Genomic DNA, 23,261 nt, shown 5'->3' with positions numbered 1-23,261 from the left:
CTGTGGCATAATGCGGCCGAAGCAATAAAGCACAATCAAACTGACAGGATTACCTCGTTAAGAGGAAGCGCCCATGACAAAGAAAATTGACGACTGGCACGACGACGTTCCCGATAACAACGAGAACGAAGAAGATGATGAGATCATCTGGGTCAGTAAAAGTGAAATCAAACGTGACGCCGAGGCGCTGAAAGATCTCGGTGCAGAAATGGTTGAGCTGGGTAACAACTCGCTCGACAAATTACCGCTGGATGAAGATCTGCGCGCCGCCATCAATCTTGCGCAGAAGATCAAGAAAGAAGGCCGCCGTCGCCAGATGCAGCTGATCGGTAAAATGCTGCGTTCCCGTGACGTTGAGCCGATTCAGACCGCCCTGGATAAGCTGAAAAACCGCCATAACCAGCAGGTTTCGCTGTTCCATAAACTGGAAATGCTGCGTGACCGTCTGGTAGCAGAAGGCGACGACGTTATTCCTTCCGTTTTAGATCTCTACCCGGAAGCTGACCGTCAGCAACTTCGTGCGCTGATCCGTAACGCGCAAAAAGAGAAAGCGGCGAACAAACCGCCAAAATCTTACCGACAGATTTTTCAGTATCTGCGCGAACTGGCTGAGGGTCAGGACTAAAAGAACGAAAACCCGCCTTTTACTTAAAAAATGGCGGGTTTTTTCTTTTTACCCCTTCGCTTTCACAGCCGGTTTCTCTACCAGATTCAGGCGTAGCTCGCCTTCCAGTTCTTCTTCCGCCTCTTCAAACAGCAGGATCAGCGCACCAAAGCGTCGCTTACGGCTGGCATTCAGATTTAAGAAATCTATTTCGACCGGCAGCGCTATTCCGCCTGTCACCTCGTCCCAGAGTGCGTCCAGATTCGCGCCGAATTCGTCGGTCAGTTCAAACTGACGGACAAACTCGCCGTAGAATGCGGGTAAATCCGGGATGTGATTAAAATCGAAGCTCACTTTTTTCATCGACATTACTCCACCCGAACAAAATTCTGATAATGGTTACGGCTGACATAAATCAGTCCGTCGCTGGCAAACAGCACGCGATCTGCACCGCGACGTCCGCAGCGATAGTTGATATCTGCTTCACGCCATACGCGTTTGTTAGCCGCGGGTAATCGCCCTTCCCGGTTTGAGAAACGATCCCCGCCGATAGCTTTTCCCGGCAAGACGTCGCACAGATTTCCTGCACGCGCATCCCAGCCCGCTTCCCGTGCCTTTTTCTTGGTGATGTAGTAGTCCGGTAGTCTGTGATTTTGGCGCAAATAGCTCACCACCGTTTGCTCATCGGTGCCCGAAACGATTTTGCCTTGGTTATATGTCGATTTCGCGACAACGTGCCCGGCAATACCGGCCAGCCCAAGAATTACGGCGGCGGCCATGATCAGGTTTCGTGAAAAAGAGCGCGAACGCAGCCCGTTAAAAATCTTCATTGGCGTCCTTTGTGCTTTGCCAGAATAGGGTTTCTACTGTTTATTGTTGACTAAAAGGCGCTTTCTGAAAAGCTGACTTACTGGTTTCCTAAAAGAGTGAACAGAAACAAGTATAGCGGCTTGAGCGTAAGCGTCTCTCAGACAGCACTGAGAGACACAGGTCGCAAAATTGAATGTCATACGTTCACATCCTGATGAGCGCTCCGTAAACTGTTCGCTACTGGGCTCAACTTAAAAAGGATGAAGGTATGTCGACGCGGCAAAAAATGAATATCGGCGAGCTGTATACGGACATGGGCGAAGGTCTGCCCGAAGAGCGTCGCGCCGGAAAAGAGCGCGTTTATGATTACAACCTGACCCGCCCGTCGGAAGAAGAAAAACGCCAGCGATTGCTGAAAGACATGATGGGCAGTATCGGCGAAAACGGCTGGATCGAGCCGCCGCTGCGTGTCGCTTACGGCACGCATATTCATATCGGTAAGAACTTCTACGCGAACTTCAATCTCACGGTGGTGGATGACGCCACGGTGACGATTGGCGATAACGTGATGATTGCGCCGAACGTCACGCTGGCGACTGCCGGACACCCGGTCGATCCTGAAATCCGCATCACCGGACAGCAGTTCTCCCTCCCGGTGGTTATCGAAGATAACGTCTGGCTGGGCACGGGCGTGATTGTGAATCCGGGCGTCACCATCGGTCGCAACAGCGTGATTGGCGCGGGCAGCGTGGTGACGAAATCCATTCCGCCAGACGTTGTGGCAGCAGGCGTGCCGTGCAGGGTTTTGCGGGAGATAACGGCGGAAGATCGCGAAGCGTTCTTAAAATAAAAGTCTGAAAGCAAAAAGTAAAAAGGCCGGTGCAGGGTTAAATGCACCGGCCTTTTGCCGTACTGAAAAAATCAGGCGAGGAAGGAATGCTGATACCGGTGGAGCAATTCGGTCAAACGTCTCACCGGTTCGGTGACTTTTGGCGGCGCCTCATAGTCGGCCAGTTTTTCCTGATATTCCTCCAGCTCTTTCAGCAGGCGCTGGTAATAATACGTGCGCTTGCCTTCGCCCGATGACACCACATGATCGGCGGTATTACGGATTTTCTTGTGGAATGCGGAAAGCTCATCGCTAACTGGCACTTCCACCTGCTTCATGCGCTGATGCGCAATAATCAGCTGTAACGCCAGACGGTATTTTCCGATGTCATTCGGGAACATCATCAGCAGCTGATTAAGCTGGTGATAAAGCGCCGGAAGATGGTTTTCACGACGGCGATAGGCTTTAGTCGTTAGTGCTGAAACCGCGCTGCTCATGAAGCGGTTAAGCAATGTGCGGCCGGTTTTATCGCGGGATTTATCGCGAATAATCAATAACACCGCCATCGCAATGAACGTACCGATCGCCTGCCCCAGCGCATTGTCGAGAAACGACGTCACGTTGAATTTCATCGGGTTACTGAGCACCAGAATATTAATGGTGCCCGCCAGCAAACCGAGCATCCCGAGACGGCGTTTCGTGACTTCAATACCGATAAAGAAGGTGAAAATTCCCAGCATCAGGCACAGCAGGAACAGGCTTTGCTGCGTCGCGGGCATGATCAGCATAAACATCATCGAGCCAACCGGGATCGCCAGCAGCATACCGACGATAAAGTCCATTGCCATGCCTTTCGGGTTCGGAGTACGCATCGCCAGAGATGTCACCACGGCGATAATAATCACGCAGCCGCTGGCCGACGTCCAGCCGGTCCACAGCCACATCAGGCAACCAATTGCCGTCGCCGTAAAGGTTCGCAAACCGTTGACCATTGCGTGATGGCGTTCGGCAGAAACCGGGCGCACCACCACTTCGCCATCCAGCACGCCGCTTTCAACGGTGCTGATGCTGCTGTTGGTCTGCACGCCTTTCATCAGCAATAACGCGCGGGTGCCAGCCCCAACCCAGGCGCTGATGGTCATCAGCACGTTATCGCTGTGCATACCGCCAATCACCTGGCGCAATTGTTTCAGCCGGCGGTGAACATCGGCGACACTTTCGGCAGGCTCATCAAACAGGGCTTTCAGCGCCGGAGTTAACCGCTCCGGCGATGTTTGTATAATCAGGTACGTTTCACAGGCCTGCGTAATCATACTCAGCGACGTGCTGTGCAAAGCTTTCAGACGCCGGTTACAACGCTGCCAGCGGGACGATTCCATCATCAGACTGCCGCGCATTCCGTTCAGCGCCGTGGTGCTTTTCACCAGATTATTCCATGATTTATCCATCTCTTCTTTTGAGCCATTACTCACGCAAATTCGCATGAGCGCGAACTGATCAAGCATCAGCTGACTGACGGCGCGGTCGATATCTTTTTTGATGGATCGTGGAGAAAACAGCAGGTCGGCGACGATCGCACAACAAATCCCCAGAACAATTTCACTGCAACGCTCAACCGCAAATTGCGGCGTTTGCAGCGGCGAACTGGCGGACGTCACAACAATAATCAGCGCGGTATAACCGGCCAGCCCCAGTGCGTAGGAGTTTTCAATGCGCACCAGTGAAGACCACCAGGTACAAATACCGGCCCAGATGCAGCACAGTAACAGCATGACGACCGGCGCGCGCGCCGTGGTAATCACAATCACCAGCGCTGCGATACAACCGATAAATGTCCCGATCACGCGCAGAAAACCACGGTGACGAATAGCACCGGCAAACGGCTCACCACCGGCCACGAGCGCGGGCCCGGAAGTCACAATGGCCGCCGTCATGGCCGACCACCGTGGCGTTTCGAGTTGCAGATAGAAACCAAGCACGAGAGCGCCAAGAATGGCAAATGTCAGCTTAAACGCAAACCGTACGCGCGGAATAAGTACGCTATTCATCTTTCCGGCCTTAGCCAAACTCTCTCAGGCGATGCAGGAGGCGAAGGAACGGTGTTCCTTCATCTTGTTTACGATCATGACTGCCGGTGATAACGACGGTTGCCGTCGTCCCCGCCGGGTACGGATGCTGCTGGTCTTTATCGTCGAGCACGATTTTAACCGGCACGCGCTGCGCCAGACGCACCCATTCCAGGTTGCTATCGATGGTCGCCAGACCGTTGGTGGCCGCCGAAGAAGAGCTGTTGGTGACCGCTGCTGCGACGCTGTCTACCGTGCCGTGCATAATGCGGTTACTGCCCAGCGGGGTAATTTCCGCGCGGTCGCCTTTTTTCAGGCCGGACAGTTTGGTTTCTTCAAGATATGCCAGAATGTAGAAGGAGTTTTTCTTCACCAGCGCAACGGCGGTAGAACCGCGATTGATATAGTTGCCCGGATGCACCGTGAGGTTAGTCACCCAGCCATCTGCCGGAGCGACAACCACGGTACGCTCCAAATCCAGTACCGCCAGATCACGCGCAGCCTGCGATTTCGCCAGCTGATGCTGCGCGGTTTGCAGTACGTTGTTCGCCTGATCGATTTCTTCCTGCGACATTGCCTGTACGCCCAGTTTCACACGGCGTCCGGCTTCGCGTTTTTTCTCGGAGGCCAGCGCCTGATAATAAGCGACGTCAGCGCTGGCTTCATCAAGCGCCTGCTGATAACGCGGCTGGTCGATTTTGAACAGCACCTGACCTTTGGTCACCAACTGGTTATCAATCACTGGCACGTCGGTGATTAAACCGGTCACATCTGGCGCAATCGACACAACGTCAGCGGTAAATTTGGCATCACGGGTCCACGGTGATTCCGTATAGAACGCCCAGGCTCTGAAGATTGCGATGACAGCCAGAACGACAAGAATCAGCGTAATTGCATAACGTATTATTTTTATAGAGAAGTTTTTCACAACGGCCTCAGACGAACAAGCGGGAAATCAGGTAAAAAAGACAGCAATATAATGCTGTGTTAAACAAAGCCGGATGCCAGACAAAGTCATAAATACCCGTCGGTTGTAATACCCGCCGGAGCAGGAAAAACACCACCAGCGCCAGCAGTATTTCAAAAAATACCGGTGGAAACGACAATCCGAAAATCACCATTACCGGAAGCAAACTCATCAAAAATTCCTTACATTATTACCAGCAGCAATGACGGCGGGGCAGACTTGCTCGTCCCGCGCACGCATTATTCATTATTTTAGGCAATGCCACGCGTCCCCGGAGATAAATAATTCACTGGGAAGTGCTCAATGAAACTGTGGGGTTGCCAGGGAAGTGTGCGAAGGTAAGCATTGATTCAGGAAATCAGAAACCTGAGTTTTATCGCCCGGACGAGTATATTAGCGTGCTTATTATCAAGTAATCAACGTTCTGTGATCTAAATCACTTTTAAGCCAGAGTTAACAATGGACCGATTAAAACGCATGTCGATATTCGCTCAGGTCGTGGAAAGCGGTTCTTTTACCGCGGCCGCACGACGCCTCGACATGAGCGTTTCAGCCATCAGCCAGACCATTTCAAAACTAGAAAATGATTTACAAATCAAACTATTAAACCGTAGTACCCGCAGTATCGGCCTGACAGAAGCCGGGAAGATTTACTATCAGGGATGCCGTAAAATGCTGCATGACGTGCGTGAAGTGCATGAACAATTATATGCCTTCAACAACACGCCAACCGGCACTTTACGCATCGGCAGCTCATCGACAATGGCACAAAATGTTCTTGCTGCCATGACCGCCGAAATGCTGACTGAATACCCCGGCCTGACGGTCAATCTGGTGACCGGCATTCCTGCGCCGGATCTGATTGCCGACGGTCTGGACGTGGTGATCCGCGTGGGCGCGTTACAGGATTCCAGCTTGTTCTCCACGCGGTTAGGTTCCATGCCAATGGTGGTGTGCGCGGCGCGCAGTTATCTGGCGCAGCACGGCACGCCGGAAAAACCTGCCGATATGGTGAATTTTTCGTGGCTGGAATACAGCGTCCGCCCGGACAGCGAATTTGAACTGATCGCACCGGAAGGTATTTCCACGCGCATCACGCCGCAAGGGCGCTTTGTCACCAACGATTCACAGACCATGATCCGCTGGCTGAAAGCCGGTGTCGGCATTGCATACGTCCCGCTGATGTGGGTGATTGAAGAAATTAACGCCGGTGACGTGGAGATTCTTTTCAGAAGCTACCAGTCCGATCCACGCCCGGTGTACGCGCTGTATACCGAAAAAGACAAACTCCCGTTGAAAGTACAGGTGTGTCTGGATTACCTGACCGACTATTTCAAACGGGTCAGTAAGGTGTATCAGGGATACAGGCAGGGCAAGAAAGTGACGCAATGGAATTGAGCTAAGTTCCTGCCTCTGAGTGGTCCGAATGACAGATGGGATATTCGGACCACTAAATCGCCATAACTTTCTAAACATATTAAGTCCATTCCGGACTTCACCTGTTTATCAAAATCTCAATGGAACGCCAACAAACTAAATATGGTCTCACCCCAAATAGCACACCCAGTTAGGGAACTAAATTTCGTCAATTAAAATCAAGCGCATACTGTATATTTAACATACGCTTTGATAATGACAGACTTTAGCTTTATTGCGTTGAAAATAAATACCTTTTACCTTCAACCAAAGAGTAATATCAATAACAAAAAAAAACCAAGCACCCCTTACAAGTACAAGAATACAAAGCAACGCCATGACTGAGAATATCCATTCTTGAAATTAAAAATGTGAACGTATTTTAAATTCACAACTGTCATAATTAAAATCCATATTGCCCCACCTGCATTAAGATATAATATATTTAATTAGGGATCTTCAAAGCATGCGTAACTGGATCTAACATCAATTTATTCTTTGTATCAACAGTGTAATAATATAATTTATACACTCCATCCTCTTTACGATAAACAAATAGTTCTAAGTAGTAATCTTTCTCATATTCTGTTTGATAAGTCAGAGAGACATCCTTATCACTATTGATAGTGCTATTTAATAGCACCCTTCCTTTATACTTGCCAATGTCAGAAATTTAATTTTTGAGAAAATCAGAGAACACGCCTTCAGAAATAAAATTCTTCAAACTCTCAGAAGAACCAAGGTAAATGGCTGGAAATTCTTTTTTGTTATATAACTCTCTAAACTCGTCCACACTATTAGCTACATCACTGCGTGATTTACTATCACATCCAGCCAGTAAAAGTATAAAAATTAACATATTAAAAATACGCATCAACCCTCCTGTTAAATATAAAAAATCAGTTAATTATGCATTTTATATATTGTTGGCAAGTTACTACTCCCGTGAACCCTCCGGCTCCAACCCCTGCGCCCGCACCTACAGTAATATTTTGAGGATTACTCAAATCTGCAGTTGCTGAAGCTGCGTAATAGGAAACATCCCCCCTCTCTCAACCCAATTGGATCCTGCGTAATAAACCGTCCCTGCATCGGGTCATAATAACGGTGGCGCTTGTAATGCAACCCGACTCTTCGTCATATTGCTGGCCCTGTATTCTTATCGGCTGGCGCAGTTTACCTCACTCAAAAAATCATTGATGACGTACATTTGTTAATATGATCTAACTCGCAACGGAGTTTGTTACAAATAATACTGTGGAAATAAAAAACGACGCTTTCATTTTATTTTTAAAACCCATTGTCAAATTTTAATTGCTGTATCTATTTTTGTCTTACTCTTACTCATGATTCATAAACGTAAACAAGGCTTAGAATAATTAATAAAAACATCAAAACACTAAAAAAACAGACCAAAGAATACAACAGAAAAGGTTATGGAAATGGCTCACCATTACTCCATAAACACCCCACCCGCCTATAAATAAAGATGTGAAAATGAGCGACCATGTTCCAAGTGGATTATTTAAAAGAACTCACTCCTGAAGAACGAAAAATAATAAATGATGAGCCAACTACAATTGCAATAACCAATGATGTTTTAAAAATAATATTAACATTCTTCACATTACCATCCAAAAATAAATAGATAGTCTCACTTAACCAACGGTGGAGATTTTTTGCTTTTACATATATTTTTCCAAACTTTCAAGCTTTGAAGTTTCTTCCTTGCAGTTTTCCGCAAAAAATAAATTGTAATGCTCATTTTCAGGTCTATTTAATATATTAAATGCCTCTGTCAAACAGCTTTCAGTGGGCGATATTTTTTCGGCAAGTCCTTTATCTAAAGCCTCTTTGGCAGTTTTCATAAATATACCGCTCATCGCGCTGGATACGGTTGTGGTACCAAACCGGCAGCGTGTCGGCGAGCGGCGTGTTCAGGTCGGGATGCAGGTATAATGGTGGTCGCCGAGGCCGGTGGTCATCTGTGTCATCTGCCCGGCTAGTTGTCCGGTGAGCGAATAGGTATTTTCGCTCTGCCAGCCGTCGCTGGACCGACGGATGGTTTCGCGGTGCAACTTGTCGCGGGTGAAGTCCAGCAGCACCTCGTCGCCGAGTTTTACGCCCAGCACGCCGCCGGGACAGACCGAGCACGCCACGACGGTGGGCGCACCAATCATCACGCCCAGCGAGCACTGAACAATCGGGCCACCGGTGGCGGTCTAATCACCCTGGCGGGCAGCGGGAAATCCGCTCATCAGTAAGTCCTTTTGGGTAAAGCGTCCGTGGACGGATTGATTTTAAAATGGCGTACTTATCGTTATATTCATGACATAAATAAAACTAAATCAATCAGATGGTGGAAGTTAAGGTTTTAAAAGGATGTGCGCTGTGAGGCGGTTACAGGTGTGAGGAAAGCAGAAAAAGTGAAGGGGAACAGATAAAAAAATCCCCGGCGATTAGGCCGGGGTTGAGTAATAGGAAGAAAATGAGTAATGGGAGAATATTACGCCGTACCGCCCACCGTCAGATTGTCCAGCTTCAGGGTTGGCTGACCGACGCCGACCGGAAGGCTTTGGCCTTCTTTACCGCACACGCCCACGCCTTTATCGATGGCCAGATCGTTGCCGACCATGGAAATCTGCTGCATCGCTTCGATGCCGGAACCAATCAGCGTTGCCCCTTTCACCGGTTTGGTGATGCGGCCTTTTTCGATCAGATAGGCTTCAGAGGTGGAGAACACGAATTTGCCGGAGGTAATGTCGACCTGACCGCCGCCGAAATTCGGTGCGTACAAGCCATATTCCACGCTGCTGATAATATCTTCCGGGGTCGATTTTCCGGCCAGCATGTAGGTATTGGTCATGCGAGGCATTGGCAGGTGCGCATAGGATTCGCGACGGCCATTACCGGTTGGGGCAACCCCCATCAGACGCGCGTTCAGTTTGTCCTGCATGTAACCTTTCAGTACGCCGTTTTCGATAAGCACATTGTATTGCCCTGGCACACCTTCATCGTCGATGGCCAGAGATCCGCGCAGACCCGGCATTGTGCCGTCATCAACAACTGTACACAGCTCAGACGCGACGAGTTTACCCATCTGGCCGCTGAAGACTGACGTTCCGCGACGATTGAAGTCACCTTCGAGGCCATGCCCGACCGCTTCGTGCAACAGCACGCCCGGCCAACCCGCGCCGAGTACGACCGGCATGCCGCCCGCAGGGGCCGCAACGGCAGTCAGGTTCAGCAACGCCATACGCACAGCGTCACGGGCGAACGCTTCTGCGCGCACTTCGCCGTTCACGGTTTCGAGGAAATAATCATAACCGACACGACCGCCGCCGCCGCTTGAGCCGCGCTCGCGACGTCCGTCCTGCTCGACCAGCACGCTGACAGACAAGCGCACCAGCGGACGGATATCGGCCGCCAGCGTGCCATCGGTGGCCGCAACCAGTACGGTTTCATACACGCCGGTAATGCTGGCGCTGACTTCCTGAACGCGTTTATCGGCAGCACGGGCAATTTTGTCTACGCGGTGCAGAAGCTCAATTTTCGCTTCCCGCGACAGGCTTTGCAGTGGATCGAGCGCGCTATAAAGGGATTTGTATGCCACTGCGCCCAGCGTATGCGCTTTGCCATTTCCCTGTTCGCGGACGATGCTTCGCGCTGCTGTCGCACTCTGATTCAGCGCATTCAGCGTGATTTGGTCGGCATAGGCAAAACCGGTTTTTTCACCGCTGACCGCACGAACGCCGACGCCCTGATCGATATTGTAAGAACCATCTTTGATGATGCTGTCTTCGATCACCCAGGCTTCGTGGAAGCTGGACTGGAAAAAGAGATCGGCATAATCGAGGCGACGTTCTGACAACTGGCCCAAAACGGAAAACAGATCCTGATGACTCAGATTATTGGCAGTTAGTAACTGCTCACTGACTAAGGCCAGACTCATAGATTCACTCTCTTTTAGACGAAAATCCGGCAGCGCTGACACTGAGATAATCAGCCAGTCTGCCGGACAATCCATTGTTACAAGGTTATTAACAGCCTAACACAGCCCGAACGCGCTTTCCTGCGCTGTCACGGAAACGTTACTGAGCGGTGGCCTCTTTTGGCGGTACAGCGGGTTTACGCAAAATTTCATTGATATGGGGTTCAGCAATCGTCCCGCTAATCTGGTAGCGGATCAGCGAGATTTTATTCCACAGGGGTGCCAGCACTTTACTGGCCGCGAAGACCGCCACGCCGACCACCGGGTTAATCACGAACGCCGTCGCCACGCCGACGGTCGCGGAAATTTCCGGCGCGATCACCGCTTCTAAATCCAGCTGCTGGTTTACGAAATTCACTTTACCGGTAATCGCGATGTCCGCCGCCAGCCCGTCAACCAACAGGTCGTCGGTGTGCAGCGTGCCGTCTTTAATCCACGCGGTAGATTTGATGGAATCGAAGTAGAAGCCCTGACCAAAGGTATCGCTGAAATCCAGACGCAGCTTGCGCAGCAACGCGTCGAAACTCACCAGACGAAGCAACTGCCCTGCACGACCGCCGCCGATATCAGCAATTTCACCTTTGCCCAGCTCGTTTTTCAGCGTGCCGTTCAGCGTGCTGATATCCGGCTTCCACGGCACCGATTTCCAGTGGAGATCGAAGTTCATATTAAACGGCGCGTCTTTAAGTGGCGTGGTCACGCCAAAGAAGGACATCGCCTGCTCGATATTTTTGCCCGACAGCTTCCCTTTAAGGCCGGTATTTTCGCCCTGTTCGTCCTGCTTCCAGTCACCCTGCACGTCCAGTTTTGCCACGCCGGTGTCGATCAGGCCGTTACGCAGCATCAGCAAATGACCCTGCGGCGTCAGGTCAGCATTCACCTTACGGAAGTTCTGCCCGAGGAACCAGCACGCTTCACATCTGAGCTGTAAGGCAGGCCAGTTGGCAAAGGAAATTTTATCCGTCGCAAACGGGTTTCCGCCCGGCTGGCCGCTGCTGGCCACGTCGTCCACGGTCCATTGCGGGTTGAAATACAGATAATGCAGATTCACCAGCCACGGACCGTTGTCATTCATGTTCAACGTGCCGTCGATTTCTTTACCTTTGGCGGTCACTTCCATGCCCTGATGGCTCTGAACCGACTGAATCGTCAGGTCATTCCAGACCTGTCCGCCCAACGTCAGCGCCGGTGTGGTGAGGATAATCTGGTGCGGGAAGCTGAAACCGGACAGTTTGGTACTGGCACTTTGCGTCGCTTTTTCCGGCGACAGCAGGCCAAGCCAGTTTTCACCATCCAGCGGTGGCAGATGCAGCGTCAGGCTGCTGTCATCCGGCAACGGTGGCGTTTTTTTGGTGTTTTCCTGCCACGATGCGCGATCCAGTTTCAGTTGTTTGCCCAGCAACCAGCGGCTGTTGAAATGGTTTTTACCCGCCAGCACACCTTCCAGATTAAAGCTGTGCAAATCACCTTTGACGTTCACCACCAGCGGCATCGAATGACCGGGCTTTTTGCTCAGCGGATCAGGTAAGTGACTGCTTACATCTTTCAGGTCAGCATTCACGTCTACGGTGTATGTCGGCGTACCTTTGTGCGGAAGGGTAATATTGACGTTCCCTTTCCACGGCGTGCCGCCGGAAATTTTGCTGGCCGCCGCCGCCGGCATGCCCGGTATTTTTGACAGCTGCCAGTTAGCATCCAGACCGACCTGCACTTTGAAATCGTCCGGCAGTTCCTGTGTGCTGAACATCACGTTGATCGGTTGCCCGAACCAGTTACCGGTTAACTGATTGCTTTGCAGATTGCCGTTGTCGTAGCTGAACTGGCCACTAAGATGGCTGATTTTACTGTCCAGCGGTTTGATAAACAGGCTGTTATCATTAAGCGTTACGCCACCGGATGCACGCACCAGTTCCCCGTCCAGCGGAATGTCCAGATGTAAGCGACCATTCACTTCGCCGCCAATCTGGAGTTCCTGCAATGCAGAACCAAGCGTGTCGTGAAGCGGCGTATCCATGAAGTAATCGCCGATATCTTTACCCTGCCCGCGCAGGTCAGAATCGATGAACAGTTTTTCTTTCAGGTAATCCGGAATATTCGCCACAACGTTGTTGCCGTCGACATTGCCCAGTTTGGTGTGCGCGGCTTTCATAAACAGGCCGTCATTCAGAAAGTCGAGATCGATATCCAGATCGGTCAGCGCAGGCCATTCCGGCTGGAACTGGAAGGTCGAATGGCGCAGCGGAACCCAAACCTGGAACTGCCCTTCGTTCTTTTTAAACGGGAAATCATGCGGATTGCCGTTAAAGGTCAGCGTCGCGTTATCCACCTGCCCGGCCTGAATCGCACCGCTCAGGTAATCCACCAGATGTTTGCCCATCAGCGGCTCAGGGAAGTATCGCCAGGCCTGACCCGCATCATACAGGCGGATACCGGCCAGAATGTTCAGCCAAGGATCGCCTTCGGCAGGCTGCTGATAGCTGAAGTCACCTTTCGCCCACAGCGCGTTGGCTTTGACATCCACGTCTTTGCCCGACAGCGCCCAGCCGTCTTTGCCGCTGGTCCAGCTGAACGTACCGGTTGCCGCGCTCACGTCCAGCGGGGCGCGGAACATTTCACCATATGGCAACAGGCTGTCCTGCAAATTAACGGTCAGTTGCCCGCCCGACACGCTACCTTTCAGGCTGCCTTTAAAGTGATTAATACCGGGCAGAAGCTCCCAGCGCTGCCAGCTGACATCCTTCCAGCTTGCATCAAAACGGGTCTGATCCGGCTGCTTAAGCGGGATATCCAGCGCGAGGCGGTCGACATTTCCGGCCGGTTTCAGATCCTGCCAGCGCTCCAGCAGCGACGGCGTCAGGAAGGAAAACGTCGGAATAATCGGTCCTAAAAGTTCAAGTTGCAGGTTTGTACCGCGGATACGTAATTCCTCGCCCTGCGTGGGACCAAGGAAATCATTATTTTCAGGCAGATACAACGCTTCGAGACGCCCTTTCGGCCACTCTACGCCGTCGGTTTTCAGGTTCAGCTGCTGCGTTCCAACCTGCCAGCCATTGCCCTGACGGCTGCCGTGCAGAGCCAGGTTATCAACGTCCAGACGGTGTTCATCCGCGCCCGTTTTCCAGGTCGCCGAGCCGTTTTTCAACAGCGCATCGCCCGCGTAAATATCGCCGTTACGCACAGTCAGCCACGCCGCGAGGCTGAAATTAGCATTTTCTAAACCAGTATTACTGCGCAGCCAGCGGCTGAACCACGGCTTCATGTCAATGTCGTCGGCCTGCAAATAGATTTTGCCGTTATTGAGCAGACCATTGGTATCGTTGAGATCCATACGCACCTGCACAATGCCGTGCTGACCGTTGAAGCTGGATAAACTCAGCTGTCCTTCGGCACGGTGGCGGTTGTGCGTATTCAGCCAGGTCAGTTGCGGAATATCAAATTCAGCACGCGGGCCGGAAGGCGTCAGAAAAGAAATACGGCTGTTGCGCAGATCAAAATGGTCTACCTGCCTGAGGAAGATGTCGCTGATGCGGTTTGGCTGAATGCCGTTACCTTTATTGGTATCGCCGCCCAGCGTGCTGTTCAGATCCAGCTGCATATTATAGAAAGTGAGATCGCGGAACTGCCAGCGGAAATGGAGAAGGGATTGCCAGACGTCGAGCGCCATCGTGATGCGCTGAACCTGCCAGTCAGAATCCGGCAGGATCACATGCAGACCGCGGATTTCCATGACAGGGCCAAAAGTCTGCCAGCTGGCGCTGATTTGCGACAACTCGATCGGCACGCCCGTAACGGATTCTACTTTGCTGACCAGTTGTGTCTGAAAGCGGGTGAGCTGAGGCAATGCCAGACGCAAGCCACTGATCACCAAAGCCACTATCACGACAAGGGCAGCGCTGGTCGTTAATAAAATACCGGGCAGTCGCCTCAAACTTCTCTCCTTGTTTCCCATTCCATACGGGTTTTCACCCGTACAGACGGCAATGGAAACCTTTAACTTCTTGATGTTGCTGGCGTGCGGCCATCAAATCACATCATCACCACGTCAAACTGCTCCTGACTGTAGAGCGGTTCAATCTGCACTTTGACCTGTTTCCCGACGAAGATTTCCACTTCGGCCAGCGCATGAGATTCTTCACCTTTCAGCGCTTCCCCCACGGCCGCAGAAGCGTAAACCAGGAAACGGTCTGAATCGTAGGCGTGATGCACGCGTACGATTTCACGCAGAATTTCATAGCATACCGTTTCGACCGTTTTCACCGTGCCACGCGCGTGACAAGTCGGGCAATCGCTGCACAGTACGTGCTCGACGCTTTCGCGGGTACGTTTGCGGGTCATTTCCACCAGACCGAGCGCGGAGAAACCGTGGATGCCGGTTTTGACGCGGTCTTTGGATAATGCCTGCTCGAGGCTGTGCAACACGCGACGCCGGTGATCTTCATTCGACATATCAATGAAGTCGATGATGATAATGCCACCGAGATTACGCAACCGGAGCTGCCGCGCAATGGCCTGCGTCGCTTCGGTGTTGGTGTTGAAGATGGTGTCTTCCAGATTACGATGGCCGACAAACGCACCGGTATTGATGTCTACAGTGGTCATGGCTTCGGTTTGATCGATGATCAGATAGCCGCCAGATTTCAGCTCAACCTTGCGCTCGAGCGCGCGCTGGATTTCGTTTTCCACATCGAACAGGTCGAAAATTGGCTGTTTGCCGCTGTAATGCTCCAGCTTACTGGTCATCTCCGGCATGTATTCGCTGGTGAATTCCACCAGCAATTCATAGGTCAGACGGGAGTCAACGCGGATCCTGTCCAGCGCTTCGCCGGCAAAATCGCGCAGCACGCGGTGCGCCAACGCCAGTTCGCCATACAGCTTGCACTTGGTTTTGTTACGACGCTTGCGCTCCATGACTTTGGTCCACAAGCGTTTTAAATACGCAGCATCCTGCTTAAGCTCTTCTTCGCCCACACCTTCAGCCGCGGTACGAATAATATAGCCGCCGTGTTCGTCACAGTATTCTGAAACGATACGTTTGAGGCGGTCACGTTCAGCTTCGCTTTCGATGCGCTGGGAGACACCAACGTGCGACGCTCCTGGCATAAACACCAGATAACGGGAGGGCAACGTGATGTCGGTCGTCAGGCGCGCGCCTTTAGTCCCCAGCGGATCTTTCACCACCTGAACCATCAGGTCCTGGCCCTGATGCACCAGCTCTGCGATGTCGCGCACATGGAAATTTTTCTGCTCATCGCGCGCCACACATTCGGTGTGAGGCATGATGTCTGATGCGTGCAAAAATGCTGCTTTTTCAAGGCCGATATCCACAAATGCCGCCTGCATCCCAGGCAATACACGGCTGATACGTCCTTTATAAATGTTGCCGGCAATCCCGCGCTTGGTCTCACGCTCGATATGGATTTCCTGCAAAATGCCACCGTCAATGTAGGCCACGCGGGTTTCAGACGGGGTGACATTGACCAGTAATTCAGCTGTCATGCTTTCTCCTAAGCTCGCGTAAGGCAGAAAATTCATTTAGCAGTTCCTGAGTTTCCACCAGAGGAAGACCCACAACTGCATAGTAACTGCCGCGAATTTCACGGACGAAACAACCGCCCTTTCCCTGAATACCATAAGCGCCCGCTTTATCCATGGGCTCACCGCTCAGAATATAATGTGCAATGTCGTCGGAGGATAGTGAACGGAAGGTGACATCGGTCACAACCAGCGTACTGAGGCAATCCCGACGATCCGCAAAGGCGATGGCGGTCATCACCTGATGCTGTTTTCCGGACAATGCCTTAAGCATAACAGCGGCTTGCGTTTCGTCACGTGGCTTTTCCAACACTTTACCGTCAAGAACCACAATCGTATCGGCACCCAGCACCGGCAAATCTTCTGCTGCGACCGCAACGCCTGCTCTCGCTTTATCTTCGGCAAGCCGAATTACGTAATCCTGCGCGGCTTCGTCGGGCTGACGCTCTTCTGCCACTTCAGTCACCAGGCGCTCAAAAGAAAGGTCGAGCATGGCCAGTAATTCACGGCGGCGCGGTGATCCGGAAGCGAGATAAAGTGCGGTCATAACATCCTCATTGCACAGCAAACTGACGACGAATTTTACGCATCAGCAGAAACAGCCAAGGCCACAGAACGCCATCAACCACACTACTCCAGAAGACTTCCGGCCGGAATGAAACATTCACAACCAGGAATTCCCCCCAGAACACCATGACGTCCACAGCCAGCGAAAGCACCATGACAATAAGTGCTTGCTGCCAGAGTGCCAGGTTACGGAATAACTGGAATTTAAAAGCGACCAGATAAGCGGTAATCGCAAATGCCAGTGCCCGGATCCCCAGCGTTGAGCCGAGGATCAAATCCATGATGAAGCCGACAACAAAACCGGTACCCACATTGACGCGGTGCGGCAGGGCCATCACCCAATAAATCAGGATCAGCATCAGCCATGAGGGCCTGAACATGTAAATTTGCTCAGGCCACGGCATCACTTGCAGCAGCATGGCTATCAGGAAGGATAGCCAAATAATCCAACGCCCGTGGCTCCGGTAACTGTTCATCGCGTGGCTCCCTGTGCAGGCGGAGCGCTAACAGGTGCCGTCACCGTGCCGGTGGCGGGAGCGGGAACAGGTGCCGGAGGCCCCATATCACCCGGCGGCGGCAGAACCTGAGGCATCATTTGCATCAGACGCTCATTGGCAACACGATGCACTTCGTCCGGCGGCAGTGGATGTTCGCCATTACGGTCAGAACCCCACAACAACAGAAGATAGCGCAGACGTTGCAGACCGGCTGTAGGACGAGCCTGAATAACGGTGTACGCACGCTGGTTATCCACTTTGACAGAAGACACCACGCCCACCGGGTAACCTTCAGGGAAACGACCGCCCAACCCGGAAGTCACCAGTACATCGCCAACACGAATATCGGTATTGCTTGGAAGATGTTCGAGTTGCAGATCGTCTGCACAACCGCTACCCGCCGCAATCACGCGGATATCGTTACGCAACACCTGAATCGGCAACGCATGGGAAGCATCGCAAATCAGCAGGACGCGGCTGGTCAGTGCGGCAACGGCCACAACCTGGCCGACTACGCCTTTATCGCTGATCACCGGCTGCCCGATGTAAACGCCGTTGTTGCTGCCTTTATCGATCACAACCTGATCGCTGTACGGATCATTACTGGTGGAAAGCACCTGCGTCACCATTTTGTGCTCGTCCTGACGCAGTGGTGAACCCAGCAATTCACGCAAACGGGCGTTTTCTTGTTTGTACTGGCCGAGCAACATCAGATCGCTGTTTTTCAACAGCAATTCCTGACGCAGTGCGCGGTTTTCCAATTCAAGCTGGCCACGTGTCGCAAAAGTCGAGGAAACCTGATCTAAAAATTCACGCGGGGCGTTAGATAGGAAATAGAAGGGACTTACGGCAGTATCCATATAGGTGCGGATTTTAACAAACGTACCTATTTTACTGTCGGCAACAATCAGGACAATGGCCGTAAGAATAGCCAAAAAAAGTCGCAGTTGCAGGGAAGGCCCCCTGCTAAAAATTGGCTTCATAAAATATGCGAGTTCCTCGGCAACAGAAGGTTTCAGCCAGTCGAAGTCAGTGCTTCGTCTGACAGAAAAGGCGGCAATCTCATGGGATAGCCAAAAACACCGCCTGAACAATTAAGCTCAGACAGTGTTTGCGCGGATCCACATTGAACACTGCACACTTCACGTTGCAGGTTTTACCTGACGGACAACCACCTTCCCGGGCAGACTATTCCTGCTTACAACGAGTCTTGTTTAAACAACAAGTCTTCGCTGAGATTACTCTTCGCTGAATAAGTCGCCGCCGTGCATGTCGATCATTTCCAGTGCTTTACCACCGCCACGTGCTACGCAAGTCAGTGGATCTTCTGCGACAACCACCGGAATACCGGTTTCTTCCATCAGAAGGCGATCGAGGTTACGCAGTAATGCGCCACCGCCGGTCAGCACCATGCCGCGCTCGGAAATGTCGGAAGCCAGTTCTGGCGGGCACTGTTCCAGTGCAACCATCACAGCGCTAACAATACCGGTCAGCGGCTCTTGCAACGCTTCCAGGATTTCATTGGAGTTCAGCGTGAAACCACGAGGAACACCTTCAGCCAGGTTACGGCCACGCACTTCAATTTCATGCACTTCATCGCCCGGATATGCGGAACCGATGCTGTGCTTAATGCGTTCTGCGGTGGCTTCGCCGATCAATGAACCATAATTACGACGAACGTAATTGATGATGGCTTCATCGAAGCGGTCGCCGCCGATACGGACAGAAGAAGAGTACACGACGCCGTTCAGGGAAATCACGGCAACTTCCGTTGTACCACCACCGATATCCACAACCATGGAGCCGGTAGCTTCTGAAACTGGCAGACCTGCACCGATTGCCGCAGCCATCGGCTCTTCAATCAGGAACACTTCACGCGCGCCTGCACCTTGTGCAGATTCACGGATAGCGCGGCGTTCAACCTGAGTTGCGCCGACAGGCACACACACCAGCACGCGAGGGCTTGGGCGCATGAAGCTGTTGCTATGAACTTGCTTGATGAAGTGTTGCAGCATTTTTTCAGTCACGAAGAAGTCAGCGATAACGCCATCTTTCATCGGACGAATAGCCGCGATATTGCCTGGAGTACGACCCAGCATCTGTTTTGCGTCGTGACCTACAGCAGCAACGCTTTTAGGTGAACCAGCACGATCCTGACGAATAGCCACAACAGATGGCTCATTCAGCACGATGCCTTGTCCTTTTACATAGATAAGGGTATTGGCGGTACCCAGGTCGATGGACAAGTCGTTGGAAAACATGCCACGAAATTTCTTAAACATAACGAAAGGATAATCCTGCAAGCTGGGGGCGGAAAATAAAATCCGCCTACTTTACCAACCACGCGAAGCAGCGACAAGGCGCAAAAACGTCCTGCTTCCGTGAAAATTGTCCGCGATGTCGCCATTCACTGGTTGTTACTTTTTGAGGCTGATGGCACTGCGAAATAATTCTGTATCGCAGGCTCGGTTTACCTCGGGCAGGCCCCCAGGCGAAGTAGCAACACCGCACATAAATTCTTACACTTTCACCCACATATTCCGTCCACCTGCGGCCATAAAGCATGCACCGGATGCCAGGTAAGGGTGTCGGTTAAAAGCTGGCTCATTCTACGTTAAATAAACCAATAACGGTCACTTAAACATCGCGGTTGTGTGAATATTTTTTACCGACCGGTTCAACAGGCTGTGGTCCGGCAAAAAAATCCCCCTGGCCGCCGTGGATCCCGCTTTTCTGCAAGGTGATCCACTCTTCTTTTGTCCTTATGCCGGCAGCAAAAACCAGCGCCTGAGTCCCTGCACATGCGCTGAGCAGACTTTGAACAAAGAGCTGATTTTCCACTCTTTTATCAATATCACGCACCAGTCCGGGGTGAAGCTTAACCCTTTCCACCGGAAAAGTTTTCAGATACGACGTGCTGACCACCGTCAGACCGGCCTGTGAAACCGCCAGCCGACAGCCCAAACCTTGCAATAAACGGATCGCAGGGCGCAGCCGGTCGGTATGTTGACAGAGATCTGCCTCAGCAAGTTCAATCAAAATTCGGTTTCGCTGCTTTCTTTCGCACTGAAGCAGCGTGTCACGCAACCAGCGAACAAATGAGCGCTGCAATAATGAATCAACCGTAAGGTGAAATGCTAACGTTTCGTCCGGCCAGCGGTTAAGTAACGGAATAATCTGACTTAACATCACCCGATCGAAACTCTGAGACAGCCCAAATTGCACGACAAGAGGAATGAATTCGGCCGCCAGCAGTTCCTGTTCACCGTCAAAGACGCGCCGCTGAATCTCGCGGTGATCGAGTTTTCCGTCTCTGCCAAACGCTGGTTTCTGGTACAAACGCGGGCCGCCGCGCGCCAGAGTGTTTTCCAGCAAGGTGCGCCAGCGCACGCTGCCACGCCCTTTTTCCGGCACGTTTTTATCGTAGATAAACCAGCTATTGCTGCCAAGGAAGGCCGCGTGGCGCGTTGCCTGCTCGGCCATATCCATAGCCTGATCCGGCGTCTGGCCGAAACGGTACGCGGTGATCCCGATGTGCATCAGGGCGTCGCGGTCGATCAGGGAAGATGTTGGCAGTACGCCCAGCGCATTGATTAACTGCGCGGCCATCACTTCGGCATCTTTCAGGGTGCGGTGCGGAAGGAGCACAGCAAAATCGCTGTGGAAGTAGCGCGCCAGCAGCGCATCCACATGTCGCATCACGAAAGTCGATAACAGGTTCACCATCGCCGAACGTAATTCTTCCACGACCGTCTGGCCGTGGATTTCTCGCATCATGTCAAAATCGGGCAACCGCAACAGCATCAGTACGCCATGCGCGCCCGCTTCTTCGAGCTGCGTTGCCAGTTGATTGTCGAAAAACAGCCGGTTGCTGAGCCCGGTTTGCGCATCCTGCTGGGCGTACGCGCGGATCAGCGTATCGACGCGGCTACGCTGTTCGCGCGCTTCATTAAGATCGGTTAACAGGAGATCGATAGCGCTGCTGGCGGAGTGTGGCCATTCGCCGACAGTGCCAGCCAGCCCTTCCCGCTCACCGCGCAAAATCCTGACGGCGCGGTCTTCAAGCTTTTCCACGCCATCGGTTTCATGACGTAACCAGCGGAAACTCAGCATTAACATCGCGAGCATCACCACGATGGCCAGGCTGATAGCGAGCGTTGAACGCATGGAGCGGATATAGCTGCTGACGGGATCAATATAAGAAACACGCAGCGACATTGCGTGATTTTGCATCAGGGGGATAACTACCGTGTCATATTCCGGCATCACGCTGTCCCACGAACGGTGCAAATCTGGGCGCTCGTGATATTCATAAACCGTTGAGTTATCGAGCTTTACCTCGATATCGGTGACGTCCAACATACGCATCGCCTGCGGCAGCCAGCGCTCGGCTTCCGCCGGTGTGTGCGTCAGTAATGACTGATCATAAGTGGTCGCCAGCGCCTGCAAGTGCTGTTCGGTACTTTGCTTGTTGAGGTAGATAAAACTAAACGTCACGCCGAGCAACATTAACAACATTGCCAGCGCAACTAACATCGAAATGAGTGCCGATAGTCTGGTAGTAAATCGCATCCCTGTGCCTTACTCGCTACGGTGAGGTGAAAACAGCGCCCTTCTTCTCCGGGCCTGCTACGAAAAATCGCCGCTACTATAAAACAGAAAAACCCGCCAGCAGGATAAATTTACCAAACAGGCATGAAGGAATGTTTCGGGCTTTGACGGGCGCTGGCCTGATATCCGCCCTGCCCCGCGCGTTTTGTACCCGGGAAAGTTGCATTTACATACATTCATAGCATAGCAACTCAAAATTTAATCAATTTAGAATTCTTATGGTACCGGGGGAATGAGCTAAAACTGTGAGTTAAAAAACGCTATTTAATTTCCCTGTCTCGCAAAAATCTGTGTTTCACGCCATGCTGTCTACATAACGATAAAAACATTAATAAGATGAATACCGGAGACTGTAATGTCCAAATTTCGCAAACTGACGGAAGCCGATGTCACCCCCGAGGATATCTTTCAGGATCGCCGTAAAGTTTTACAGGCATTGGGGATCAGCGCTGCCGCACTGGCGGTCCCCGCCAGTGCGCAGGCAGATATTCTTTCCTGGTTCAAAGGCCATGACCGACCGCCTGCGCCTGCGGGCAAACCGCTGGATTTCACCAAACCCGCCGCCTATCAGAATTCACTCGCGCTCACCCCGGAAGATAAAGTGGAAGGCTACAACAACTTCTACGAATTCGGGCTGGATAAAGCCGACCCGGCCGCGAATGCCGGGCAACTCGTGACGTCACCCTGGACGATAAAAATCGACGGTGAAGTGGCTAAACCGCTCACACTCGATATGGACGACATCATGAAGCGCTTCCCGCTGGAGGAGCGAATCTACCGCATGCGCTGCGTGGAAGCCTGGTCAATGGTGGTTCCCTGGGTCGGATTCCCGCTGAGTTCCCTGCTAAAACTGGCCGAACCGACCAGCAATGCGCGCTATGTCGCGTTCACCACCCTTTATGATCCGGCGCATATGCCGGGGCAGAAAGACCGGTTTATCGGCGGCGGGCTGGATTATCCGTATGTCGAAGGATTACGTATAGATGAGGCGATGCATCCGCTGACGATGCTGACCGTCGGCGTTTACGGCAAAGCATTGCCGCCGCAAAACGGTGCGCCTATTCGCCTGACCGTGCCGTGGAAATACGGTTTCAAGGGGATTAAGTCAATCGTGAGCATCAAATTCACCCACGACGAACCGCCGACGACCTGGAACCAGATTGCGAACAATGAATACGGTTTTTACGCCAACGTGAATCCTCATGTTGATCATCCGCGCTGGTCGCAGGCCACGGAACGGTTTATTGGTTCAGGCGGATTGCTCGACGTTCAGCGCCAGCCAACGTTGCTCTTCAATGGCTATGCCGAACAGGTGGCATCGCTGTATCACGGCATGGATTTACGGAAGTTCTATTAAGGAAGGCCACTTTA

General features: G+C 52.1%; 20 protein-coding genes and 2 pseudogenes. 5 read left to right on the top strand and 17 right to left on the bottom strand.

All coding sequences use genetic code 11. From position 1 onward, the window contains the following. Positions 1 to 73 precede the first annotated feature (73 nt). Positions 74 to 625 (top strand): ribosome biogenesis factor YjgA, encoded by a 552-nt coding sequence (gene yjgA / locus ACLBVC_RS17735; protein ID WP_410150720.1) that lies wholly within the window; start codon positions 74 to 76, stop codon positions 623 to 625. 48 nt (positions 626 to 673) lie between these two features. Here yjgA and ACLBVC_RS17730 read toward each other — a convergent pair whose 3' ends face one another. Both ACLBVC_RS17730 and ACLBVC_RS17725 read right to left on the bottom strand, forming a co-directional pair. Next, positions 674 to 967, bottom strand: coding sequence for a barstar family protein (locus tag ACLBVC_RS17730; RefSeq protein WP_410150790.1), 294 nt, complete (start codon positions 965 to 967; stop codon positions 674 to 676). 5 nt (positions 968 to 972) lie between these two features. After that, positions 973 to 1,434 carry a ribonuclease domain-containing protein gene (locus ACLBVC_RS17725; RefSeq protein ID WP_410150719.1) on the bottom strand — a complete coding sequence of 154 codons (462 nt, stop codon included), beginning with the start codon at positions 1,432 to 1,434 and terminating at the stop codon, positions 973 to 975. 248 nt (positions 1,435 to 1,682) lie between these two features. Here ACLBVC_RS17725 and ACLBVC_RS17720 point away from each other — a divergent pair, with 248 nt between their 5' ends. After that, positions 1,683 to 2,264, top strand: coding sequence for a maltose acetyltransferase domain-containing protein (locus tag ACLBVC_RS17720; RefSeq protein ID WP_410150718.1), 582 nt, complete (start codon positions 1,683 to 1,685; stop codon positions 2,262 to 2,264). Positions 2,265 to 2,335: 71 nt separating this feature from the next. On the opposite strand, the gene aaeB is transcribed toward ACLBVC_RS17720, so the two are convergent. The 3 genes from aaeB to aaeX are packed head-to-tail and all read right to left on the bottom strand — an operon-like array spanning position 2,336 to position 5,448. Further along, positions 2,336 to 4,291 (bottom strand): p-hydroxybenzoic acid efflux pump subunit AaeB, encoded by a 1,956-nt coding sequence (aaeB, locus tag ACLBVC_RS17715; RefSeq protein ID WP_410150717.1) that lies wholly within the window; start codon positions 4,289 to 4,291, stop codon positions 2,336 to 2,338. A gap of 10 nt (positions 4,292 to 4,301) precedes the next feature. Then, positions 4,302 to 5,237 carry a p-hydroxybenzoic acid efflux pump subunit AaeA gene (gene aaeA, locus ACLBVC_RS17710; RefSeq protein WP_410150716.1) on the bottom strand — a complete coding sequence of 312 codons (936 nt, stop codon included), beginning with the start codon at positions 5,235 to 5,237 and terminating at the stop codon, positions 4,302 to 4,304. Between the two features lie 7 nt (positions 5,238 to 5,244). Then, positions 5,245 to 5,448, bottom strand: a complete 204-nt coding sequence (gene aaeX, locus ACLBVC_RS17705; protein WP_104924238.1) for a p-hydroxybenzoic acid efflux pump operon protein AaeX — start codon at positions 5,446 to 5,448, stop codon at positions 5,245 to 5,247. A gap of 287 nt (positions 5,449 to 5,735) precedes the next feature. On the opposite strand from aaeX, the gene aaeR reads away from it, so the two are divergent. After that, complete coding sequence (gene aaeR / locus ACLBVC_RS17700) at positions 5,736 to 6,674, top strand: HTH-type transcriptional activator AaeR (RefSeq protein WP_410150715.1); 939 nt, start codon at positions 5,736 to 5,738, stop codon at positions 6,672 to 6,674. A 691-nt stretch (positions 6,675 to 7,365) separates the two neighbouring features. Here aaeR and ACLBVC_RS17695 read toward each other — a convergent pair. Then, positions 7,366 to 7,566: a hypothetical protein gene (locus ACLBVC_RS17695; RefSeq protein ID WP_410150714.1), complete on the bottom strand. Its 201-nt coding sequence runs from the start codon at positions 7,564 to 7,566 to the stop codon at positions 7,366 to 7,368. Positions 7,567 to 7,691: 125 nt separating this feature from the next. Then, positions 7,692 to 7,870, bottom strand: a pseudogene (locus ACLBVC_RS17690) (RHS repeat-associated core domain-containing protein); the annotation flags it as partial. Between the two features lie 329 nt (positions 7,871 to 8,199). On the opposite strand from ACLBVC_RS17690, the gene ACLBVC_RS17685 reads away from it, so the two are divergent. Further along, positions 8,200 to 8,340, top strand: coding sequence for a hypothetical protein (locus tag ACLBVC_RS17685; protein ID WP_410150713.1), 141 nt, complete (start codon positions 8,200 to 8,202; stop codon positions 8,338 to 8,340). Between the two features lie 37 nt (positions 8,341 to 8,377). On the opposite strand, the gene ACLBVC_RS17680 is transcribed toward ACLBVC_RS17685, so the two are convergent. The 10 genes and pseudogenes from ACLBVC_RS17680 to csrD form a co-directional block, all read right to left on the bottom strand. Beyond that, complete coding sequence (locus ACLBVC_RS17680; RefSeq protein ID WP_410150712.1) at positions 8,378 to 8,560, bottom strand: hypothetical protein; 183 nt, start codon at positions 8,558 to 8,560, stop codon at positions 8,378 to 8,380. 261 nt (positions 8,561 to 8,821) lie between these two features. Next, a pseudogene (locus ACLBVC_RS17675) lies at positions 8,822 to 8,896 on the bottom strand (hypothetical protein); the annotation flags it as partial. Positions 8,897 to 9,198: 302 nt separating this feature from the next. After that, positions 9,199 to 10,644 carry a metalloprotease TldD gene (gene tldD, locus ACLBVC_RS17670; protein WP_410150711.1) on the bottom strand — a complete coding sequence of 482 codons (1,446 nt, stop codon included), beginning with the start codon at positions 10,642 to 10,644 and terminating at the stop codon, positions 9,199 to 9,201. 139 nt (positions 10,645 to 10,783) lie between these two features. Then, positions 10,784 to 14,611, bottom strand: a complete 3,828-nt coding sequence (yhdP, locus tag ACLBVC_RS17665; protein ID WP_410150710.1) for an AsmA2 domain-containing protein YhdP — start codon at positions 14,609 to 14,611, stop codon at positions 10,784 to 10,786. 98 nt (positions 14,612 to 14,709) lie between these two features. Continuing rightward, on the bottom strand, positions 14,710 to 16,179 hold the full coding sequence (gene rng, locus ACLBVC_RS17660) for a ribonuclease G (protein WP_013577287.1): 1,470 nt from the start codon (positions 16,177 to 16,179) through the stop codon (positions 14,710 to 14,712). Further along, a complete protein-coding gene (locus ACLBVC_RS17655; protein WP_410150709.1) occupies positions 16,169 to 16,762 on the bottom strand; it encodes a Maf family protein in 594 nt (197 codons plus the stop codon). Before ACLBVC_RS17655 ends, rng begins: the two co-directional genes overlap by 11 nt. 7 nt (positions 16,763 to 16,769) lie before the next feature. Then, positions 16,770 to 17,258: a rod shape-determining protein MreD gene (mreD, locus tag ACLBVC_RS17650; RefSeq protein ID WP_013577289.1), complete on the bottom strand. Its 489-nt coding sequence runs from the start codon at positions 17,256 to 17,258 to the stop codon at positions 16,770 to 16,772. Continuing rightward, a complete protein-coding gene (gene mreC, locus ACLBVC_RS17645) occupies positions 17,255 to 18,262 on the bottom strand; it encodes a rod shape-determining protein MreC (RefSeq protein WP_410150708.1) in 1,008 nt (335 codons plus the stop codon). The genes mreD and mreC overlap by 4 nt, the downstream gene beginning before the upstream one ends. Positions 18,263 to 18,517: 255 nt before the next feature. Beyond that, positions 18,518 to 19,561: a rod shape-determining protein MreB gene (gene mreB / locus ACLBVC_RS17640; RefSeq protein WP_013577291.1), complete on the bottom strand. Its 1,044-nt coding sequence runs from the start codon at positions 19,559 to 19,561 to the stop codon at positions 18,518 to 18,520. Between the two features lie 355 nt (positions 19,562 to 19,916). After that, positions 19,917 to 21,851: an RNase E specificity factor CsrD gene (gene csrD, locus ACLBVC_RS17635; RefSeq protein ID WP_410150707.1), complete on the bottom strand. Its 1,935-nt coding sequence runs from the start codon at positions 21,849 to 21,851 to the stop codon at positions 19,917 to 19,919. A gap of 394 nt (positions 21,852 to 22,245) precedes the next feature. Between csrD and msrP the strand changes: the two genes are divergently transcribed. Continuing rightward, positions 22,246 to 23,247 carry a protein-methionine-sulfoxide reductase catalytic subunit MsrP gene (gene msrP, locus ACLBVC_RS17630; protein ID WP_410150706.1) on the top strand — a complete coding sequence of 334 codons (1,002 nt, stop codon included), beginning with the start codon at positions 22,246 to 22,248 and terminating at the stop codon, positions 23,245 to 23,247. Positions 23,248 to 23,261 lie beyond the last annotated feature (14 nt).

It is taken from the genome of Rahnella selenatireducens (assembly GCF_046449555.1).
GTDB classification, from domain to species: domain Bacteria; phylum Pseudomonadota; class Gammaproteobacteria; order Enterobacterales; family Enterobacteriaceae; genus Rahnella; species Rahnella selenatireducens.
The sequence above is the reverse complement of the archived record's forward strand: the minus strand, read 5'-3'. Positions and strand labels throughout refer to the sequence as shown.

What these genes read in the sequence shown, in the direction of transcription:
- yjgA (WP_410150720.1), top strand. Translation starts at nt 74, where the DNA reads ATGACAAAGAAAATTGACGACTGGCACGACGACGTTCCCGATAACAAC.
- ACLBVC_RS17730 (WP_410150790.1), bottom strand. Translation starts at nt 967, where the DNA reads ATGAAAAAAGTGAGCTTCGATTTTAATCACATCCCGGATTTACCCGCA.
- ACLBVC_RS17725 (WP_410150719.1), bottom strand. Translation starts at nt 1,434, where the DNA reads ATGAAGATTTTTAACGGGCTGCGTTCGCGCTCTTTTTCACGAAACCTG.
- ACLBVC_RS17720 (WP_410150718.1), top strand. Translation starts at nt 1,683, where the DNA reads ATGTCGACGCGGCAAAAAATGAATATCGGCGAGCTGTATACGGACATG.
- aaeB (WP_410150717.1), bottom strand. Translation starts at nt 4,291, where the DNA reads ATGAATAGCGTACTTATTCCGCGCGTACGGTTTGCGTTTAAGCTGACA.
- aaeX (WP_104924238.1), bottom strand. Translation starts at nt 5,448, where the DNA reads ATGAGTTTGCTTCCGGTAATGGTGATTTTCGGATTGTCGTTTCCACCG.
- aaeR (WP_410150715.1), top strand. Translation starts at nt 5,736, where the DNA reads ATGGACCGATTAAAACGCATGTCGATATTCGCTCAGGTCGTGGAAAGC.
- ACLBVC_RS17695 (WP_410150714.1), bottom strand. Translation starts at nt 7,566, where the DNA reads ATGCGTATTTTTAATATGTTAATTTTTATACTTTTACTGGCTGGATGT.
- ACLBVC_RS17685 (WP_410150713.1), top strand. Translation starts at nt 8,200, where the DNA reads ATGTTCCAAGTGGATTATTTAAAAGAACTCACTCCTGAAGAACGAAAA.
- ACLBVC_RS17680 (WP_410150712.1), bottom strand. Translation starts at nt 8,560, where the DNA reads ATGAAAACTGCCAAAGAGGCTTTAGATAAAGGACTTGCCGAAAAAATA.
- tldD (WP_410150711.1), bottom strand. Translation starts at nt 10,644, where the DNA reads ATGAGTCTGGCCTTAGTCAGTGAGCAGTTACTAACTGCCAATAATCTG.
- rng (WP_013577287.1), bottom strand. Translation starts at nt 16,179, where the DNA reads ATGACAGCTGAATTACTGGTCAATGTCACCCCGTCTGAAACCCGCGTG.
- ACLBVC_RS17655 (WP_410150709.1), bottom strand. Translation starts at nt 16,762, where the DNA reads ATGACCGCACTTTATCTCGCTTCCGGATCACCGCGCCGCCGTGAATTA.
- mreD (WP_013577289.1), bottom strand. Translation starts at nt 17,258, where the DNA reads ATGAACAGTTACCGGAGCCACGGGCGTTGGATTATTTGGCTATCCTTC.
- mreC (WP_410150708.1), bottom strand. Translation starts at nt 18,262, where the DNA reads ATGAAGCCAATTTTTAGCAGGGGGCCTTCCCTGCAACTGCGACTTTTT.
- mreB (WP_013577291.1), bottom strand. Translation starts at nt 19,561, where the DNA reads ATGTTTAAGAAATTTCGTGGCATGTTTTCCAACGACTTGTCCATCGAC.
- csrD (WP_410150707.1), bottom strand. Translation starts at nt 21,851, where the DNA reads ATGCGATTTACTACCAGACTATCGGCACTCATTTCGATGTTAGTTGCG.
- msrP (WP_410150706.1), top strand. Translation starts at nt 22,246, where the DNA reads ATGTCCAAATTTCGCAAACTGACGGAAGCCGATGTCACCCCCGAGGAT.